Genomic DNA, 19,860 nt, shown 5'->3' with positions numbered 1-19,860 from the left:
ACGGCGGCCAGGCCGATGAGGACGGAGAAGACCAGGGCGCTCATCACGGGCATGATCTGGGGAATGTCCAGCTGGAAGGCCACGCCCGGCAGCTCCTTCAGTCCCTCCATGGTGGAGGCGATGGGCAGGAAGGGCACCAGGATGTACCCCGCCACCATGGACATCAGGGTCGCCAGCACGGTGCTGACATAGGCAACCACGATGGCCACCATCAGCATCCGGGTGGCGTTGGAGCCCATCTTGGTGATGGAGGGGGCGATGAAACCGATGACGATCAGGGGCACGCAGAACATGATGAGCTGGTTGAGAACGTATTTCAGGGTGACCACGATGGTCATAACATTCTCCGGCAGAAACAGGCCGAGGATAATGCCGGCCGCAATGCCGATCAACAGCTTCAAGGGAAGGCTCATGCCTTTTTTCTCAGTGGCCATAAAAATAATCCTCTCTTTCTGTGTTGACACACATTTCATTTCCGCTCCACAGTCAAGGTCCCTGCTCCAGCATACGCGCGGTGAAGCCTGCGCATACGTATCCGGTCCGGAAAATCGCCGGCGTTACGCCTTGGGGGGCTGGCCGGTCATGATGCGGATAATCTCTTTATCTGTCTCCCGCATGCCCAGGCGGCCCAGGCGGCCGATGTTGGCAATGGTGTTCTCCACCCCCTTGGACACGATGCCCTCCCCGCCGTAGAACTGCTGGTTGCTGCGGTACATGTTGTACCCCAGCAGCCCCGCGTCCACGGCGGCGGCGATCTTCGCGGCGCAGGAGGGCTTGGCCCCGTCGCAGATCATGCCGGAGATGGTGGCCAGGGCGTTGACCAGGGTGTGGGAAATCTCCTCGAAGCCGCCGCCGTTGAGCCAGGCGATGGCGGCCCCGGCGGCGCACCCGGCGCTGACCGCGCCGCAGTAGGCGCTGAGGCGTCCGATACCGGTCTTCATATGAATGGTCAGAAGGTCGCTGAGGGCGACGGCCCGGAGCATGGTCTCCTGGTTCACCCCCAGGTGCTTGGCGTACTCCACCACGGGGACCGAGGCGGTGATGCCCTGATTGCCGCTGCCGGAGACGATGATCACCGGCATCTCGCAGCCGCTCATCCGGGCGTCGGACCCGGCGGCGGCCATGGCCCTGGCGCGGACTTTGATATCGTCCCCATAGTGCTCCCGGAGCACCTTGCCGATGTTGGCCCCCCATTCGTGGGCCATCCCCTCCTGGGCGATGGCGTAGTTGTAGTCGATCTGCCGCTGAACCAGCTCCCGCACGTCCTCCACGTCACAGGTGTTCGCGAAGTCCACGATGGCCTCCACAGACATGCAGCTGCGGTCCGTCAGGCCGCCGGTATGGTCCTGGGACACCACGGTTCCGGCCTCCAGCAGAGTTTCGCCGTTTCGCTGAATCAGGACAATGTTGGTATGATAGTCCGCGATGCGCAGGCGGACGGAGTCCTCCCCGGCGGTGAGGGTGATGATGATGTCGAACACCACGTCCCCCGGGGCGGGGGCCACCCGGACCTCATGACTGTCCAGATACGCCCGGATTTCCTCCTTCTGCGGGTCCGTCACCTGGGAGATGACCTCCAGGATTTTTCCCGCGTCTCCCGCCACCACGCCGGCGGCGGCGGACGCCTCGATCCCCTTCAGTCCCCCGGTGTTGGGCACCACCACGCTTTTGACGTTTTTGATGATGTTGCCGCTGGCCTCCACCAGAACGCGGTCCGGCAGACGGCCCAGGACCTCCCGGGCCTTGGCCGCGCCATAGGCAATGGCGATGGGCTCGGTGCAGCCCATGGCGGGCACCAGCTCCTCCCTCAGAATCTGCACAAAATGGTGGTAGCGCTGATCGGTTTGATTCACTGTCCTCCTCCTTTCGTTTTCGGCTCCTCCGCTTTGCGGAGGAGCTATAGTAATTTTGCTGAAACGGATAATGCGACTATAGCATTTTTTGGAATTTTTGTCAAGGACCGTCTGGCCTCGTCCCCTGGAAGGGGCTCAGTGCCGGCGAGAGACGCCGGTCAGCCGTATGCGTATCCGTTGGCGTCGAAGGTATAGCGCCTGCCGTCCACGGTGAGGACGGTGTTTTGGACGAAGCTCCCGTCGGCCTCGCGGTAGCGCCAGCCGCCGTCGTCCTGGACCCAGCCCTTGGGGCTGACACCCTCGTACAGGCTGGTGCTCAGGCCGATGGCCTTCTTGGTGTCGTCGTCCTGAAAGTGCCACCACTCCGAGCGCAGGCCGTTCATCCCCACGGCGGTCATATAGCCCGCCAGCAGCTTGGCGTTGCCGTTATTGAGATAGGTCTCGGAGTACCAGCTCAGATCGTGGATGCCGCTTTGCATGCGCAGCTCCCCGCCGCTGGCCGCGTCCTCCAGGGTCAGGTCCAGCGCGATGCCCCAGTTGTGGGCGGAAACCGTCCTGGCCAGGAAACTGCCCAGTCCGAAGCGGCCGTTGTCCGTCATGAGCTTGAAGAGGGTGGTCTGCTGGCCGTCCGCCGTCCGGACGGGGTCTCTCAGCTGCCTCTCCGTGGTGTCATAGGAAAAGCGGGTAGTCCGCTGGGGGCGGAAGGCCTCGTAGATTTTCAGCCGGAAGCCGTCCGCCTGCGCCGCCTGGGCGGCGGTGAGCAGCTTCTTGGCACAGGGGTAGAGATACGGAACCAAAAAGGCCCCGTCCGCCGTCCGGACGTCCTCGTAGCCGGGAAGCACCTGATGGGTCACCTCCCGGATGGAGACCCCGTGAACCGCGAAGAGGGAGTCGTAGCTGTTGGTGATGTCATAGGAGCAGTGGTCCCCCGCGTACTCCGGCAGGTTAATCATGCAGAAGCGGCCGTCCACCCAGCCGTATTCCTCCCCAAAGCGGACCCGGAACCAGTCCCCCTCCTCCGCCAGAACGCAGAGGGCTGTCCCGGCGGGAATGGAGGCCAGGCGGCTTCCCTTTCCCGGGTCCTCGAACAGCGTCAGGTTCTGAATGGGCCAGACGGTGCTGTAGAGCGGAGAGACTGCGGCCCAGAAGGAGACCTCCTCCGCCCCGCTCTCCGAATCGCCGGACTTGGCGGCGACGCGGAAGCGGTTGCAGGACCCGGAGCCCAGCCGCCCGAGGTCATAGTGCATATGCTCCTCCGGCATCAGGCTGGCAATGGTCTGCCACGCCTCCCCCGCCCATCTCTGAACCTCAAAGTAGCCGCACTGCACGCCCTTCCACTCCAGAAGGCCCATCCGGGGGGCGGTTTCCCGGTATGTAAGGGACAGCTCTCCGCCCTGGGGCAGGTCCGCCGCGCCGGCGTCCACCGGGGAGGAGGCCGGTCCGCACAAAAGGCAGCCCTTTTCCCGCCACGCCGCCCGGACGGCAAAGCGGCGCAGGGAGGTCTCCCCCTCCTCCAGAGGGAGGGATATCTGGTTCTCCCCGGTGGAGGCCGCCGGAACGCTGTTCGCCGCCCCGGGGAGAGAGCGTCCGTCCGTCCGGAAAACCTGGTACAGCTCCCCGCTGCCGCTCCAGCGGAGAACCGCCATGTCCCCCTCCAGGGAACCCGTGACCTCCGGAGCCTCCAGGCTCTCAGGCAGGACCACGTCTGCCTGGAAGGTCTTCCAGCTCCGGACCTCCCCAGGCTTTCCAAAGAGGTCCTGCCCGCTGGCCACGGCCCGGACCCGGACATGCAGCTCCTCCCCCGCCGGAAGGCCGGAGAAGCTGGCCGCAGGGCGGCTGCAATAGGTCTCCTCATGCCTCTCGCCGCAGCGGACCTCCAGCTGGTACAGCGCCTGGGAATCCGCCTGGGGCCAGTACAGCTCCACCGTCCCGCCGCCTCCGGCGCAGACCAGGAGCTCGCCTTCCTCGAACCGGGGCCGCTGCCCCCGGAAGACCATCAAGGCAATCCCCGCCAGCACCAGGACCAGAAGAAGCGCGCCCCCTGCCATCCAGGTCCGCACCAATCTCTGGGCCTGAATCCGGGTCCTGCGATTCGAACTTCGAATCCGGGGTCTGCGACTTGAATACCGTCTATACCGTTTCGTAATCCGCACTTCCTTCGCTCCTCCAAAAACCGCAAAACCGCCGTCCGCGCCGTCGGTTTTCCTCAAGGGAACGCCCGGACAAGTCCGGACGCCTCTCCTGATTATACAGGCCCTTCCCTCTCTCCGCAAGAGTCTTTTTGGGGGCCGGCAAGTTTTTTCGTCTCCTTTCGCAAAGCGCCCTCTCCGCCAGAAGGGCGGCCCGCACAAACTGTGCGGGCCGCCCGTTTTGGGACTGCTTTGGAATCTGTTGTTGGCTCAAACGCCGCTTTTACGCGATCTCATACAGAGCGCAGAACCGCTGCATGAATACCGCGAAGTGGGCGCGGGAAGCCGTTCCCTCGGGATTCAGCGCGCCGGCGCCGGTGCCCTGCATGATGCCGTTGCCCACGGCCCAGGCCAGAGCTTCCCGCGCGTAGGAGGCGATCTGATCCGCGTCGGTGAAATGTTCCAGGCTCACGCCGCCGGTGGTGGCGTAGCCCATCTTCTGCGCGTAACGGTAGAGCATGGTCACCATCTGCTGGCGGCTGATGGTGGCGGCTCCTCTGGTGCCGTCGGACACGCCGTTCTCCACAGCCCAGGAGGCCGCGGCGGTCATGTCGGCGGGGTTGCTGCCGTGAATCCGGCCCAGAACCATCCAAAGCTGCTGGCGGGTGACCTGACGGTCCGGATTGAAGGTGCTGCCGCCGTAGCCCTGCATGATGCCGTTCTCCGAGGCCCAGGTAATGGCGTCCGCCGCCCAGAAGGTATCGGGAACATCCTGGAAGCCGCTGGCGGGCGCAGAGGGCGTGGAAGGCGTGGAGGGTGCGGAGGGCTTGGAAGGCGTCGAAGGCCGGTTGTTGGAGGAACTGCCGCCGCCGCTGCTTCCGCCGCTGCTGCCGCCGCTGCTTCCGCCGGGCGTGCTTCCATCCGTATTCTTAATCTCGTCGCAGTTCCGCACCCGCAGCACGGGGACGGAGACGTCGCTCCCGCCCTCGGGGTGGCTGTAGAGCAGACCCACGGCGGAGACCTTCTGGCCGTTCTTGAGCCAGGTATGGATGTTGTTCACACCCTGGGGATTCGTGATGTAGCCGTCGATGAACACTGTGGCGGCCTTGCCGGAGCTGTCGGTCAGCTTGAACTGGGAAACCCGTCCGCCAGCCAAAACGATATCGCTCACCGTGCCGCTGGTGGACACCAGCAGTCCGCCGTAGGTCTCGTAATCCGTGGCCTGGGCGGTGGTCAGCGCCTTGGGCTCGTAGACCTTGGCCGGGGCGCTGAGAATCTCCAAATTGATGACCTGAAGTTCCCGGTCACCCTGGTAGGCGTCGGTGTAACCCAGAACGCGGACCTTCGTGCCGATGGCCAGGCCCGTCGTGGCGTAGGGGAACACGTCGGTGCCGCCGGTCTCGTCCTGCACATAAATGGAATCGAAGAAGGTGGTGTTGGGGTTGGTGGTGCCGCTGGTGACATAGCCCTCGATGGCGAAGACCTTGTTCAGCGGGGCCCGCCGGGTCTCGGCGATGGGCGTCACCTCGATGTCGGAGCGGACCATGCTCAGGATGTTCTCAAAGATGGTGCGGTTGGCGTAGGGCAGGTCCCAGATGTTGTCCAGCTCCGCCGCAACCTCAAAGTCGGAGAGGAACACGCCGCCTGCCGCGAAGATGGTGCCGCCGCGGCCGGTGTCTTCGCAGGCCAGGAAGCAGACGTCGCCTCTTGCCGCAGTGGGCAGTTTGTCGTTGTCGCTGTCGGCGGCATAGGTGGTGTCAAAGCCCTTCACCAGCCAGGTGCCGCTGCCGGGGTCCACAGTGCAGCCGCTGTACTGGCTGTAGGTCTGATAGGTCTCCCCCGCCGCCACGCTGTCCGGGGTGATGATGCCCTTGCACCACTTGGAACTCATGTTGAAGGTCTCGGGGTACAGGCGGTAAGCCTGGCCGCCGTTGTGCTCGTCGTCCATGGCCTGGTCGTCGTGGATGCGCAGGGTGGCGCCCAGCGTCTCCAGCAGCCGGTTCAGCTGCGCGGCGGCGTGATTGTCCGGGCCGGTGGCTTGTTTATCCTGATAGTCCGCCAGACCGCAGACCGCCACGCTGCCGCCGGCGCCCACATAGTCCTTGACCATGGCGATGAAGCTGTCTTCAAACATGGAGTGGGTGTAGGCGCCCGCGTTGTCGGTGCCCGCCCGGCGGGCCGGAGCGGAAATCACCAGCAGCTGGCAGTTGTCCAGCAGCTCTGCCGTAACCTCCCGGGCGATGATGACCTCCACGCCAAGGTCCGCGGCGATGGTGGTCATGTTGCCCATCCGGCCGCCGTAGTAGCCGGTGACATAGTCGTTGTAGTGGGAGCCGTCCACCACGATGCGGCTGACCACGTTCTCCGGCATGACCTTCAGCTCCAGCTCCTGGGTATAGGTCTTCTCCACGCCCCGCAGAGTGCCCCGCACGGTGGCGAGAACGGTCACGCTGCCGTCGGTGGCGAACGAGGTGGTGAAGGAGGTGGTGGCGGTGCCCAGTCTGGGCACGCGGGTCACGTCGTCGGCGGTGTGGAGAACGCTTCCGCTGGCCTTGTCGGTGAAGGTGATGGAGCTGACCTCCAGGTGAGCGGTCTCGTTGTTATAGAGCTCCAGGGTGAAGCTCTGGGGCTTTCCGGCCACGGTGATGGCGTTTTCCGCCTTCAGGCTGGTGATGCCCACGGCCTCCACCTTGCCCACCCACACCGGGGCGGTGACGGCGATGTCGCCGTCGCTCTGGGTGATCTTGATGTAGTAATAGGAGTAATCGGCGGGGTTCTCCACCTGGAAGGTGACGGTCTCGTTGCAGGAGGCGGTCTTGCTCATCAGGGACTTGCCGCCGTTGACGATGACCTCCACCGTGGCGCTTTCGCCGTTGGGGTCGTTCAGGGCGACGGAGATTTCCGCCGTGTCTCCCTTCCCGTAGCTGTCCGCGCCCAGGATGGTGCCCATGATGTTGCCGTCGAAGGTGTAGTAAATCTCCAGGTTCAAGTCCTCGGTGGCGTAGACGCGGTAGTTGCGCATGGCGTCGTAGATGGCGCTCTCCGAGAGCTCATCCACCAGCACCACGTCCCGGCCGGTGTTGGCGGTGCCCCAGCCGCCCTTGTGGTTGTCCTGGTTGTTGGTGGGGGCCACGTGCCAGCCCTTGTCCAGGGCGCGGGTGTAGTACTCGTAGGAGGGGAAGTAGCCGGAGGAGCCGATGGCGCCCTCGCCGTTGCCCACCTCGATCAGGGTGATAAGCTGGTCGATCTCCTCGTCATAGTGGGCGAAGTCGGAGAAGTCGCCGAAGGTGGTGCCCGGGTGGTTGAACTGGCTGATGGAGGTGGGAACCGTCTTCAGCTCCGCGTAGTAGTTTTGCAGCGCGGTGGCATAGGTCGTATAGGAGCTCTGCGTCCGGTCCTGATAGCCGGGGGTGTTGAAGGTGTTGATATGGCCCAGGCCGTTGGACCAGGTCATCTCATAGCCGAAGATGCCCACGAAGTTCGTGTCGCTGATGTCCCGGGCCAGATTCCTGCCCTCGTTCCACTCCTGTCCGGCGGGGGCGTCCGCCAGCCGCTTAGTGCCGCCGGCATCGTCGAAGGAGTTGGAGTGGTCCGTGACGGACAGGAAGTCCATATTCCACTTCTCCTGGTCCAGGGCCTTGACAGATTCAAAGGCCTGCTGCGCGGTGCCCGCGCCGTCGGAGTAAGCGGTATGGGAGTGCATCTGTCCGAAGTACATCTGATAGTTCTCGCTGCTGCGCTGGGTGAAGGTCCGGGTGGTGACGGCGCTGTTCGAGAAGCCGTCCTTCACCGCGTAGGCGGAGACGGTCAGGGAGCCGAAGCCGTCCGTCAGGGTGATCTTGGTGGTCTCGGGATTGTAAACCTCGTAAACCAGGTTGCCGCTCTCGTCCGTGCTGCCGAGAGAGTAGTAAATGGTCGCGCCGTCGGTGGCGGTGGTGAGCTGCACGTCCACATTGCCGTTGCCCAGGTACACGCCGCCGCCGTTGGGGGTCATCTGCACGCTGGCCACCGCCGCGGGACGGTAGGTCATCGTCCGGACGGCGCTGTCCGCCTTGCCCGCGCTGGAGGCATAGACAAACAGCGTGGCGGGCAGGGTGGCGGGAACGGTGGTGGTGGTTCCGGCGGCGTAGGTCACCGCGCCGGTGGCGTTGTCCGCCCAGCCGTAGTGAACCGTCGCGCCGGGGGCGGAGGTGAGGGTGATGGTCTGGCCCGCGCCCACTTCCTCCAGGTTGTCGGGCTCAATGGCGACGTAGGGCGTGACGCTGTCGGAGACCACGGGGCTGCCGGTGAGCTTCACGGTGTCGATGCGGACGCTGCCGCTGGCGCCGCTGCCGCCGCTGATCTTTTCATCGCCGGAAACCAGACGGATATACAGCTCATCCGCGTTCTCCGCGCCCTTGGGAACGGTGAACACAAAGGAGATATACTGCCCGCCCAGATCCTTCTCAATTTTGATGAGGCCGCCGGTTACATTTCCTTCCTTCGTCACCGCTTCCGGAGAACCGTTTCCATAGCTTGTGTAGGACGCGGTATAGGAGCCCTTGTCAAAGTTGGCAAAGTCCGTTCCGTTGGAGGAATACTGCACCTGCCAGCTGTTGGCTCCCGCCTTCGTCACCCGCAGGCGGAAAGCCAGCTCCATGCCGCCCCAGCCCTTGCTGGAGGTTTTGAACTGGAGATAATCTCCCGCCTGTACGCCGGTAGCGCCCATGTAGTACATGGGAGCCGTGGATGCGGCAAGCGGCATGGCGGCGCTTCCGCCCTTTATGACGGTGTAGGCAGACCCGCTGTCCAGCTCGTCGCCCACCTCCAGAAGGTCGCCGTTGATGGAACGGATCGCCTGCGCGGCGCCCGCGTCGCCGTAATTCTTGAGCGCGCCGCCCCACTGGGCGATGGTCTGCTCCACGTCGCCGTCCACGGTCCAGTCGATGACCTTCACGTTGTCCGCTTTGACGAACTGCATCGTAAAGATGGCCGCGCTGTCGGTCTCTTTCATGCTGTAGGTGGTGAAGTTGCCGCCGTAGAATTCAATATACTGATTCTTATTTCCGTTGTACTCCGCCTGGGTGCTCCGCACAAGCCAGCCGTCGCCGGCGGAGGTCTTCGTCAGCGCCCACTTGGTGCATGCCGCGCTGTCCGCCGGAACCAGGGTCAGGCTGCCGCCGGTGGCCCCGGTATTCAGCAGCTTGCCGTCGGAGGTGGTGAAGGTGTACTCCTCCGTCTCCCCCGTGCCCGTGACGCCAACGGTCAGAACCAGAGCGCTGCCGGACTCCACGAACAGGCTTCCGCCGCCGGAGGAGGCCGCCGTGCCCGCCAGGCGGGTGCCGCTGGCCGTGCCGGTCATGACCTGTCCGCCGCCGGAGTAGAACAGCACCACCTGATCGCCATTGGCGGGCTTGTAGAGCTCCACGGAGGGCTGCTCGGGACCGGGGTCCTCCGTCACGTCGTCGGTAATAACCACGTCGCTGGCCGAGTTGACCAGGAGATACTCACCGCTGCTGTTCTTGCTCACCACCGCCGTCACGGTGACGGTGTCGCCCGCGCTCAGGTTCGTCACCTTGGGGCAGCCGGTGATGTCGATGGTCTTATCGCTGCCGTCCTGCTTCAGCGTAACCCGCAGAGAGCTGGTGCCGCTGACGGCCGTCACCTTCGCGCCGGTGATCTTCACCAGCTGGGCCTGTACGCTGTCGCCAATCCCCTCGATCGTGACGTCCTTCGGCGCGGGCAGGCTTCCGTCCTCCGTGCCGTAAACCGTCACTTTGACCAGTTCCAGAAGGCCATTATAGGCCGCCAGTCCGCCGGAAACCGTCACCTTCTGGCCCCGGCTGAGGTTCAGGCTGTTGTCATAGAGAACGATACCGCCGGTAGCGTCCTGAATGTAGTAGTTGCTTCCGCTCTTATACGTCACCACGCCGGCGACCGTGAAGGTATCGCCGGGGGCGCTGCTGGTGCCGGCATTGCCCGCACGGGCTTCGGCAATGGTCTTTATCGTGGAGCTATCAAAGATCGTATAGTTCAGCTCCAGCACTTCGCTGTCATCCAAATTGGCTTTTGTGGCCTTGACCTTGATGGCATAAGAACCCGAAGCGTCGTTGGGAATTGTAAAGGTATTCCCGGTCAGCGGTGTCCAGCTCGTTCCGTCGGCGCTGGTGTGATAGGTCACATTCGCATCCCGGCAGGAGAGGGTTACGGTTGCTCCCTGAGCAACCGTACTCCCGCTGGCGGGAGTGGCCGCAGGCGTATGCACCTGGGTCTGGGGAGCGATAACCTCGCCATGGAGGTGCCAGAAGCTCACCTGCTGGTCCTTAACGTTTGAAGTTGTAGACGTATATGCACGCCAATCTGTAGGGTCAGTCGCTCCATTCGCTGTATAAATGCCAAGATATCGAGTAGTACTTGCATCCACAACCGTACTCAGGTGTGTACCTTCAGCATTCAATACCCAAACTCCCTGCGTAGCACCTACACGCACGCCAGAGTTCTTTTGAGTAGCATCGTTATACAAATAGCTACCGCCGGAATTAACAATCGTAAATCCAGCTCCATTCGATTCAAAAGTCCATCCATACGATGCCTTATCCGCCGTTATTTCATTTGTACCGTCAGTAATTGTAACCTTTGCAGCATCATCCGTCGTTGGAGACTTATTTGTCGTGGCACTCGGAAGCATCCAGCTGTTTCCGTCCGACTTCGTCATAGCAATGACATAGGTCCCGCCGCTCTGGATAGCGTTCCACTCGACTTTATCCCAGGTCTCGCCGGAGCGGGGCTCCGTGTTGCCGGGCAGAACGTTCATCTCGCCGTTGGAGGGGGCCTTGTTCAGCCCCTCGCCGGCGGAAGGCTCTTCCTCAGAAGGCGCTTCCTCGGAAGGCTCCTCCGCAGGAGGCTCTTCGGCAGGGGGCTCCTCCGCAGGAGGCTCTTCGTCAGAGGGCTCCTCCGCGTCAGAGGGCTCCTCCGCGTCAGAGGGCTCCCCCAGGATGGGCGCGGCCCCTTCGCACTGTTCCGCGTCTGCGGCACAGACGGGGCAGTCCATATTCAGGCTGTCGCCGCCGCACTTGGAAGAACAGACGCAGGCCGTTCCCTGGCCCCCGCCCGTCTCCGTCTCCTCCGCCAGTGCGGCCACCGGCAGAAGAGACAGACACATGGACAGCGCCAGCAAAACTGCCAGCAGCCGTTTTGAAACGATTCGCTTCTTCATGGTGTTTCCTCCTCAAAAAGTGTTTGCTTTTTCCCTTTTCCCTCTCTCCCTTGCACAAGGCGGAGGAATATGGTATACTTTCTAAAAATTCCTTCTCCATTTCAGGAAGTAAAAAAAGGGAATACATATAAAATTATAGCAAAATGCCGGTTAAAATGCAAGCAATATTTTGACCTTTAGCTATTCTACACAAAAAGGAGAGGCTGCACTGTGAAGGTTGACCATTCCAAAAAAAACAAGCTCCCTCCCAAAAACGCCGGAGGCTCCCGCCTTGTCCAATACGCCGCCGTGGGACTTTCCCTGCTGCTGTTTCTGGCGCTGTTTTTTTACGCGCGGCAGGGCCGCTCCGTCTACGACCGGGACGGCGCCGGCATCACCTACGAGACCGCCCGGGTGCTGTCCGTCCTGGCGGACAACACCGAGGAGGACCCGGAGACGGAGAACGTCCTTCGCGGCTCCCAGGAGCTGGAGCTGGAGATTCTCACCGGCCGCTACGCCGGGGAAACCGTCCAGGTCACCAACTACCTCAGCGCCTTTTACAACGTAATTGCCCGGGAGGGCATGAAGCTGGCCGTCTCCATCAACACGATAGAAGAGGGGGTCTACAGCGTCAGCGTGTACAACTATTCCCGGGACCTGTGGATCTGGGCCTTCGGGGCGCTGTTTGCCCTGGCGCTCTTCGCCGTGGGCGGGAAGCAGGGGCTGAAGGCCCTGGCCGGACTGGGGGTAACGGTGTTCTGCGTGCTCTTTCTGCTGGTGCCGCTGCTGGTCCAGCGGGGCTGGCCCCCCATTCCCACCACTTTGGCCATCGTGGCCTACACCAGCTTTGTCACCTTTATCATTCTGGGCGGCGTGCAGGTGAAGACCATGGCGGCGGCCCTGGGCAGCTTCGGCGGCGTGCTGCTGGCGGGGGGACTGGCCTGGGCGGCGTGCAAAATCGTCCACATCTCCGGCATGAACATGGACGAGGCGGAATCCCTGCTGCTGACGGCGGTGGACAACGGCCTGAAAATCCGGGGGCTCTACATCTGCGGCATCCTGATCGCCTCCGAGGGGGCGGTGATGGACATCGCCATGTCCATCAGCTCCGCCGTGGCGGAGCTCCACGCCGTCAACCCCTCCCTCACCCCCGCCCAGCTCTTCCGCTCCGGCATGAACATCGGGCGGGACGCCATGGGCACCATGGCCAACACGCTGGTGCTGGCCTTCGCGGGCACGTCGCTGAACATGATGATCTTCATCTACGCCTACGACGTCAGCTATATCCAGCTGCTCAACACGGACTTTGTGGCCATTGAGGTCATCCGCAGTCTCGCCGGCAGCATCGGCATCATCCTGACGGTGCCGGTGGTGGCGGCGGTCAGCGCCTGGCTGTTGTGAAGAGCGCCCTTTTTCAAACGAATTTCCCCTCCCCAGACAGGTTCTCTTGAAAACGCCGAAAATTTATGGTAATATAGGAAAAATGCTCAAAAAGAGCCCAAAACTTGGAAGGAGCGGAAGGCCGATGAAGAAGACGGGACGTACCATGAAAAGGGTACTGCTGGCAGGTCTGGCGGCGGCGCTGGTTTTTTCCCTGGCGGGATGCGGGAAGAAGGGTCCCCTGGACCCCAAAAACCCCGTATCTCTGACCGTGTGGCACTATTACAACGGCTCTCAGGAGGCCGCCTTCGGCGCGCTGGTGGAGGAATTTAACGACACGGTGGGCCGGGAGAAGGGCATCTATGTGCAGAGCTATTCCCAGGGCTCGGTGTCCGATCTGGAGGCCGCGGTGCGGGCCTCCATCAACGGCGAGGTGGGGGCGGACGCCATGCCGGACCTCTTCTCCTCCTACGCGGACACCGCCTATGAAATCGAACAGGCCGGGGCCCTGGCGGACCTTTCCAGCTATCTCAGCCAGGAGGAGCTGGACCTGTATGTGGACTCCTACATCGAGGAGGGCCGCATCGCCGCCGACGGCACCCTCCGCATTTTCCCCACGGCGAAGTCCACGGAAATCATGATGCTCAACAAAACGGATTGGGAGCCCTTCGCGGCGGCCTCCGGCGTCTCTTTGGAGGATCTTGCCACCATCGAGGGCGTCGCTGCCGCCGCGCAGGCCTATTACGAGTGGACCGACGGCCTCACCCCCGGCGTGCCCGGGGACGGCAAGGCCTTTTACGGGCGGGACGCCGTGGCCAACTACTTCATCATCGGCATGCAGCAGCTGGGCGTGGAAATCTTCCACGTGAAAAACGGGGAGGTCACGCTCGCAACGCCCAAGGCGGAGCTGCGCCGCCTGTGGGAAAATTACTACGTTCCCATGGTAAAGGGGTACTTCGGGGCCTACGGCTCCTTCCGCTCCGACGATGTGAAGACCGGGGACATCCTGGCCTACACCGGCTCCACCTCCTCCGCCATGTACTTCCCCGACCAGGTGGAGCTGGACGGAGAGAGCCACCCCATCGACTACCTCGTCATGGCGGCGCCGGTGTTCGCCGGCGGGCGGAACTATGCCGTGCAGCAGGGCGCCGGCATGGTGGTCAGCAAGTCCGACGAGGCCCATGAATACGCCGCCGTGGAGTTCTTGAAGTGGTTCACCCAGCCGGAGAACAATTTGCAGTTCGGCTGCGTATCCGGCTATCTGCCCGTGCAGAAGGCGGCCGGCAGCATCCAGAAGCTGGACCAGGCCATCGCGGAGCAGGGATTGTCCGTGGCTCCGAAGACCTATGACTGCCTGACCACGATCTTTGACCGGATGGGGGATATGACCCTCTACACAAACAAGAGCTTCCAAAACGGCTCCGCCGCCCGGAAGGTGCTGGAGTACCATCTCTTTGACCGCGCGTCCGCAGACCGGGAGGCGGTCTCCGCCGCCCTGGCCCAGGGCAGGAGTCTGGAGGAGGTGTCGGCCCCCTACGTGTCCGACGCGGCCTTTGACGCCTGGTACGACGATTTTTGCAGCGCGCTGAACGCTGCAGCCGGCAAGTAGGCGCGCCATGAGAGGGAACCGAAAAAAGGCCTCGATTTTCCGTATCTTCCTCCTCCCCCTCATTGCCATTATGCTGGTGCAGAGCGCCATCACCATTGGCACGCTGATGGTCATGCGGACGGCTGAGACGCTTGAGGAGTACTCCGGCAGCATGATGAGCCGGCTGGTGGAAAACCGCAGGGTGATTTTACAAAGCGACATGAACCAGCGCTGGTCCTCCATCCACAACCAGGAGGCCCTGATAAACGGCCTTTTGGAGGACTATCTGGAAGAACAAAACATGGAGCTTGGAGCGCTGCTCCGCTCCGGCGAACGGAAGCGGGAACTGCTGGAGCGGCTGTTTCCGGAGTGCCTGAACATCCTGCAAAACAACTCCACCACCGGGATTTTCCTGATTCTGGCAGAAGGGGACCCCGCGCCGGCCGGAGAATTCGACGGGTTTTTCATCCGGGACTCCGACCCCAACACGAACCCCGCCAATTGTACGGACCTTCTCCTGGAGCGGGGGAGCAAGGAGCTCTCCCGGACCTGGAGTATTCCGCTGGACACCAACTGGACCACCCGCTTTCACATGGACGGCCAGGGGGCTCATCCCTATGACCGCTATTTCTACGAGCCCTGGCGGGCCGGCAGGGAGTATCCGGAGGCGGACACGGCGGACCTCGGTTATTGGGCTCCCCCCTTCTCCCTGGAAAAGAATACGGCGGACCCCCACGAGATGATCGCCTACTCCATTCCCCTCCGCCTCCAGGGGCGGACCTACGGCGTGCTGGGGGTGGAAGTCTCCAGCCGCAGTCTGTACGAATACTTCCCCGCCGCAGAGCTGAACGCCTCCCAGCAGTCCGGATATCTGCTGGCCATCCAGGAGGACGGCGGCTATACGCCCCTGGTGGGCAAGGGCATCCTCTACGACCTGGTCCGCTCCAGCGGCAGCGTCACCCTGGAGGAGACGAATTACTCCAGCCTCACAAGGGTGCGGGACGTCCGGCTGAGCGGCCAGGGCATCTACGCCGTGGCCTGCCCGCTGAAGCTGTACGGCAGTCACGCCCCCTATGACAACACCCAGTGGGCGCTTTTGGGACTGGATACGGAAGAGGACCTCTTCGGCATGAGCCGCCGGCTCTATATCTGGATGGTGGCCGCGGTTATGATCGGACTGATCTTCGGCGTGTTCGGCATCTATCTGGCCGTCCGGCACCTCACCCGCCCGGTCCAGCAGCTGATGCGTTGCATCCGCGAAGGGCAGACGGGACTTCAGGACTTCAAGCCCTCCAACATTCTGGAGGTGGACGCGCTGCACGGCGTCGTCACCCAGCTGACCGAGCGGCAGAAACAGGCGGAGAACATTCTGCTGGAGGAGAAGGAGCGCTATAAGATGGCTCTGGAGTCCTCGCAGGACATCTTCTTCTCCTATGACCTTTTGAGCCAGACCCTGGACATCGTCAACCACAAGACCATGAGCGGACAGTGGAGCTGTCCGGACGCCGGGAGCTGCTTCATCAACCCCGGCTATATTCACGAGGCGGACCGGGCGGAGGCCGTCAAGACCCTGGAGAGCAAGGACGACGCGCTCTACACAGAGTTCCGCCTGAAATGGCCGGAGGATACGGAGTTCGTCTGGGTGGCTCTGACGGGCAAGGCGCTCTATGACACCGACGGACGGCGGTGGAAGCTGGTGGGCAGCATCCGTAACATCCAGGAGCAAAAGGAGCGGGAGGCGCAGCAGCGACGGAGAATGTCCTTGGACGGCGTCACCGGCCTCTACGGGTTCAGCGCCGGCCTCCGGCTGCTGCTGGAATACCGGAAAAGCCGCCCGGAGGGCGTGATGGTCTGCCTGTTCCTGGACCGGCTGAAGCAGGTCAACGAGAAAAACGGCATCGTCTTCGGCGACATGATTCTGGAGGAACTGGGCGGGCTGATGCTGGACCGCTGCCGGGCCCTCTCCGCAGAGACCGGCTGCCGGACGGCGGCCCTGCGCCTGAATCAGGACGAGTTCGTCCTCTGGCTGGAGGGCCGGACCCGGGAGCAGGCGGCGGATCTGATCCGGGCGCTGCTGGAGGAGGCCGGGGCCCGCTTCCCGGAGGAGATTTTCGGCGTCCGGCTATACGCCGGTCTGGCCCTGGGCGAGAAGGCCCGGAACACAGAGCAGCTGATCCGCATGGCAAAGCTGGCCCGGAGCTGTCTGCGCCCCGGCACGGGAGAACAGTCTTTCTTTTATAAGGATGTTCCCCCTTCGGACTCCGCCGTCCTTCCCCCGCTGCAGGAGCATGAGATCACCTCCCTGGGCTATGGCGAGGAGGTCAGTCTGGTATCCATGGCCCTGAACCTCTTTGGCAACGGGTCCGACTTCCCCGCGCAGATGACGCTGATGGTCCGGAAAATCGGCCGGTTCTATCGGGCCGGCGGCGTTCTCATCTCCCTCCTGCGGGCGGACTTCCACTCCAACTATCTCAATTACCAGTGGTACCCCAGCGGGGAGCCCCCGGTCGAGAGCGTCCAAAAATACACGGACGAGGAGCAGGCGGACTTTTTCAGCTGGCTCGGCCAGGAGGAAGTGCGGTACTTTTCGAAGGAGGACAGCCGGCGGGAGGCCCTTCAGCGCTTCTTGAACGTCGCGCCGGGCCGCCAGGGCATTCTGCTGTCCATGTACGACAGCGGAAACTATATTGGAAACATCTGCATTCTGGACCTTCCCCCTTCCCTTCTGGAGGACCCGGAGGAATACCAGAATCTGGCGGAGCTCGGCCAGGTGATTCAAAGCCAGATCAACCAGCAGCAGCACGACATCGCCAGCAAGGCGAAATCCGAGTTCCTCTCCCGCATGAGCCACGAAATCCGCACCCCCATGAACGGCATCATCGGCATGACGGCCATCGCCCTGCAAAAGGACCAGAGTCCGGAGCGGATGACGGACTGCCTGCAAAAGATACAGTCCTCCTCCCAATACCTGCTGAGCCTCATCAACAACATCTTGGACATGTCCAAGATCGAAAGCGGCAAAATGAAGCTGGAGCCCGTGGATTTCAACCTGTACGAGATGCTGGACACCATTGAGGAGCTCATCAGGCCCCAGGCCGACGCCAAGCAGATTCATTTCGTGCGGGACGCCGCCCTGACGCACCGCTGGTTCATCGCGGACAAGATGCGGATCAGTCAGGTGCTGATCAACCTCCTGGGCAACGCGGTGAAATTCACCCCGCCCCAAGGATGGATCACCCTCACCCTGCGGGAGGACGCCGCCGACGGCGAGGAAGTCCTTCTCCACTTCGCCGTCCGCGACACCGGCATTGGCATTGCGAAGGAGGAGCAGGAGCGCGTCTTCCGCTCCTTCGAACAGGCCTCCGGCACAAATCCCTCCAAGCAGCAGGGTACCGGGCTGGGCCTCTCCATCAGCAGCCGTCTGGTGCAGCTGATGGGCAGCTCCATCCAGCTGGACAGCGCCCCGGGAGAGGGCAGCACCTTCCGCTTCTCCATCCCCCTGGCCCTGGGCCGCCCCGAGGAACCCGGCGCGAGCACGGAGGAGGTCTCCTTCGACGGATACCGCATTCTGGTAGTGGAGGACAACGAGCTCAACGCCGAAATCGCCCAGTGCCTTTTGGAGGAGCGCAATTTCGAGGTCGAGTGCGTCTCCGACGGCGCGCAGGCGGTGGAGCGCATCCGCACCACGCCGCCGGGGGCCTACGACGTCATTCTGATGGACATCATGATGCCGGTGATGGACGGCCTGGAGGCCACCCGCGTCATCCGGAGCATGGAGCGGAAGGACTGCCGCACCATTCCCATCATCGCCATGTCCGCCAACGCCTTTGACGACGATTTAAAAAAGTCCGTGGAGTGCGGCATGAACGGGCATCTCTCCAAGCCCGTGGAGGTGGAAAAGCTCTATCTTATCCTGGACCAGGTCCTCCGCCAGCGTTAAATCCGGCGAAGGGCTTCCTCCTGCGGCGGCAATAGGATCGCAGGGAGTGCCTGGAGCGCTGACTTCCGGCCGGTTGGGCGGGTATCCGAAAGGATGCCCGCCCATCTGTATCGTTTGACAAAAAGGTTCGATAAACAGCCTCTAATCCTTTGAATCTTGGCGCGATAGACCGAAGAATGGGATTGAAAAAGGCCCAAACATCCAGTATAATGAGAAAGGTAATTTCGTCCCCGGCGGGACCTTTCCTTGATTCTCATTAAAGGCGGTTATGCAGTTATGTCTTATAAAACCGAACGCGACCTGCACCAGATGCTCCGGCATCAGGAGCTGATCGAGTCCTCCCTCTCCTTCGTCAGCGGCTCGGAGGACTTCATCCTGGAAAACGACATCTTCCCCGTCTCCAGCCGGGACGACAGCGATGTCATGCGGGGTCTCCGCTACCCCAACGGCACCGGCGTCATCGCCGGCATCACCAGCATCGGCGACGTGGACGGCTATGATCTGGTGGATGGGGAGAAGCGCCCCCGGAAGGGCCGGCTGTTTTATCGGGGAATCAACATTGAGGACATCATTCAGCAGTGCATCAAGGAGGACCGCTTCGGCTTTGAGGAGACGGTGTACCTGCTCCTCTTCGGCCAGCTGCCCACGGCCTCTCAGCTGAAGGATTTTCAATACCTCATGGCCCGGTGGAGCCAGCTTCCCAGCTACTTCTCCGAGGATATGATTCTCCGCTCCCCCAACAAAAACATCATGAACAAGCTCTCCAGCTGCATTCTGGCCCTCCACTCCCACGACGGCGAGGCGGAGAACATGGCCCTGGAAAACGAGCTGTTCAAGTCCTTCCGCATGGTGGCGCGGACGCCCACCATCGTGGCCCACTCCTACGCCGCCAAGTGCCACTACTTCGACAAGGACAGCCTCTACCTCCACCGGCCCCGGACAGACATGAGCGTAGCCCAGAACTTCCTCTACTCCCTCCGGAAGGACACCAAGTTTGACGACGACGAGGCCAAGCTCCTGGACCTGTGCATGATTCTCCACGCGGAGCACGGCGGCGGCAACAACTCCACCTTCGCCTGCCGGGTGCTGACCTCCTCCGGAACGGACTTTTACTCCTCCATCTCCGCGGCCGTGGGGGCGCTGAAGGGCTTCCGCCACGGCGGCGCCAACATTAAGGTGGTGGAAATGATGAAGTACCTCAAGCGCGCCATCCGGGACTGGAAGGACGACGGCCAGGTCAAGGACCAGCTGGTCCGCATCCTCCGCCGCCAGCTGGGGGACGGCACCGGATTGATCTATGGCATGGGCCACGCGGTTTACACCCTCTCCGACCCCCGGGCGGAGATTCTCAAGCAGTTCTCCCGCCACCTGGCGGAGAAGAAGGGCATGGTGGCGGAGCTGGACCTCCTGGAGTCCGTGGAGCGTCTGGCCCCGGAGGTCTTCCAGGAAATCCGGCACACGGAAAGACCCATCTGCGCCAACGTGGACCTCTACTCCGGCTTTGTCTATCATCTGCTGGACATCCCCACGGAGCTCTATACCGCCATTTTCGCCAGCGCCCGCATGCCCGGCTGGTGCGCCCACCGCATCGAGGAATGCTGCGCCCAGGACCCCCGCATCATCCGCCCCGCCTACAAGACCATCTCCAGGCGAACGCCCTATGTCCCCCTGGCGGAGCGCTGCTGATTTCCGGGGCAATTCTCAAACCCGCAAAGTACGCGGAATTGGGAATGAGAAATTCCGGCGTCCGGCGCTTTGATTGAAATTCCCCTCTGACCAAGGATTTCCAAGAGCCT

The 19,860-nt window shown here is 62.6% G+C and carries 8 protein-coding genes; 4 read left to right on the top strand and 4 right to left on the bottom strand.

Annotation, left to right across the window (positions count from 1 at the left end):
* From QZ329_RS10855 to QZ329_RS10840, 4 genes are all read right to left on the bottom strand, one after another.
* Positions 1-434 (bottom strand): cation:dicarboxylase symporter family transporter (locus QZ329_RS10855; RefSeq protein WP_365351901.1); only part of this gene is annotated, 434 nt, incomplete at its 3' end.
* Between the two features lie 123 nt (positions 435-557).
* Positions 558-1,853: an L-serine ammonia-lyase, iron-sulfur-dependent, subunit alpha gene (locus QZ329_RS10850; RefSeq protein WP_295752435.1), complete on the bottom strand. Its 1,296-nt coding sequence runs from the start codon at positions 1,851-1,853 to the stop codon at positions 558-560.
* 158 nt (positions 1,854-2,011) lie between these two features.
* Positions 2,012-3,901 (bottom strand): M15 family metallopeptidase, encoded by a 1,890-nt coding sequence (locus QZ329_RS10845; protein ID WP_295752431.1) that lies wholly within the window; start codon positions 3,899-3,901, stop codon positions 2,012-2,014.
* Positions 3,902-4,265: 364 nt separating this feature from the next.
* Complete coding sequence (locus QZ329_RS10840; RefSeq protein WP_295752428.1) at positions 4,266-11,177, bottom strand: CehA/McbA family metallohydrolase; 6,912 nt, start codon at positions 11,175-11,177, stop codon at positions 4,266-4,268.
* Positions 11,178-11,387: 210 nt separating this feature from the next.
* Between QZ329_RS10840 and QZ329_RS10835 the strand changes: the two genes are divergently transcribed.
* From QZ329_RS10835 to QZ329_RS10820, 4 genes are all read left to right on the top strand, one after another.
* A complete protein-coding gene (locus QZ329_RS10835; RefSeq protein WP_295752425.1) occupies positions 11,388-12,557 on the top strand; it encodes a YibE/F family protein in 1,170 nt (389 codons plus the stop codon).
* A 124-nt stretch (positions 12,558-12,681) separates the two neighbouring features.
* Positions 12,682-14,145, top strand: coding sequence for a lipoprotein (locus tag QZ329_RS10830; RefSeq protein WP_295752422.1), 1,464 nt, complete (start codon positions 12,682-12,684; stop codon positions 14,143-14,145).
* A gap of 7 nt (positions 14,146-14,152) precedes the next feature.
* Positions 14,153-18,064 carry an ATP-binding protein gene (locus QZ329_RS10825; protein WP_295752418.1) on the top strand — a complete coding sequence of 1,304 codons (3,912 nt, stop codon included), beginning with the start codon at positions 14,153-14,155 and terminating at the stop codon, positions 18,062-18,064.
* 276 nt (positions 18,065-18,340) lie between these two features.
* Positions 18,341-19,750, top strand: coding sequence for a citrate synthase (locus QZ329_RS10820; protein ID WP_295752414.1), 1,410 nt, complete (start codon positions 18,341-18,343; stop codon positions 19,748-19,750).
* Positions 19,751-19,860 lie beyond the last annotated feature (110 nt).

This window comes from uncultured Oscillibacter sp. (assembly GCF_910579365.1).
Classification (GTDB): Bacteria; Bacillota; Clostridia; order Oscillospirales; family Oscillospiraceae; genus Oscillibacter.
Note: the sequence above shows the minus strand (reverse complement) of the source record. Positions and strands in the feature narration are given on the sequence as shown.

Excerpts from the sequence above, each read along its gene's own strand:
- QZ329_RS10830 (WP_295752422.1), top strand. The coding sequence starts at position 12,682 with ATGAAGAAGACGGGACGTACCATGAAAAGGGTACTGCTGGCAGGTCTG.
- QZ329_RS10820 (WP_295752414.1), top strand. The coding sequence starts at position 18,341 with ATGTCTTATAAAACCGAACGCGACCTGCACCAGATGCTCCGGCATCAG.
- QZ329_RS10825 (WP_295752418.1), top strand. The coding sequence starts at position 14,153 with ATGAGAGGGAACCGAAAAAAGGCCTCGATTTTCCGTATCTTCCTCCTC.
- QZ329_RS10840 (WP_295752428.1), bottom strand. The coding sequence starts at position 11,177 with ATGAAGAAGCGAATCGTTTCAAAACGGCTGCTGGCAGTTTTGCTGGCG.
- QZ329_RS10845 (WP_295752431.1), bottom strand. The coding sequence starts at position 3,901 with ATGGCAGGGGGCGCGCTTCTTCTGGTCCTGGTGCTGGCGGGGATTGCC.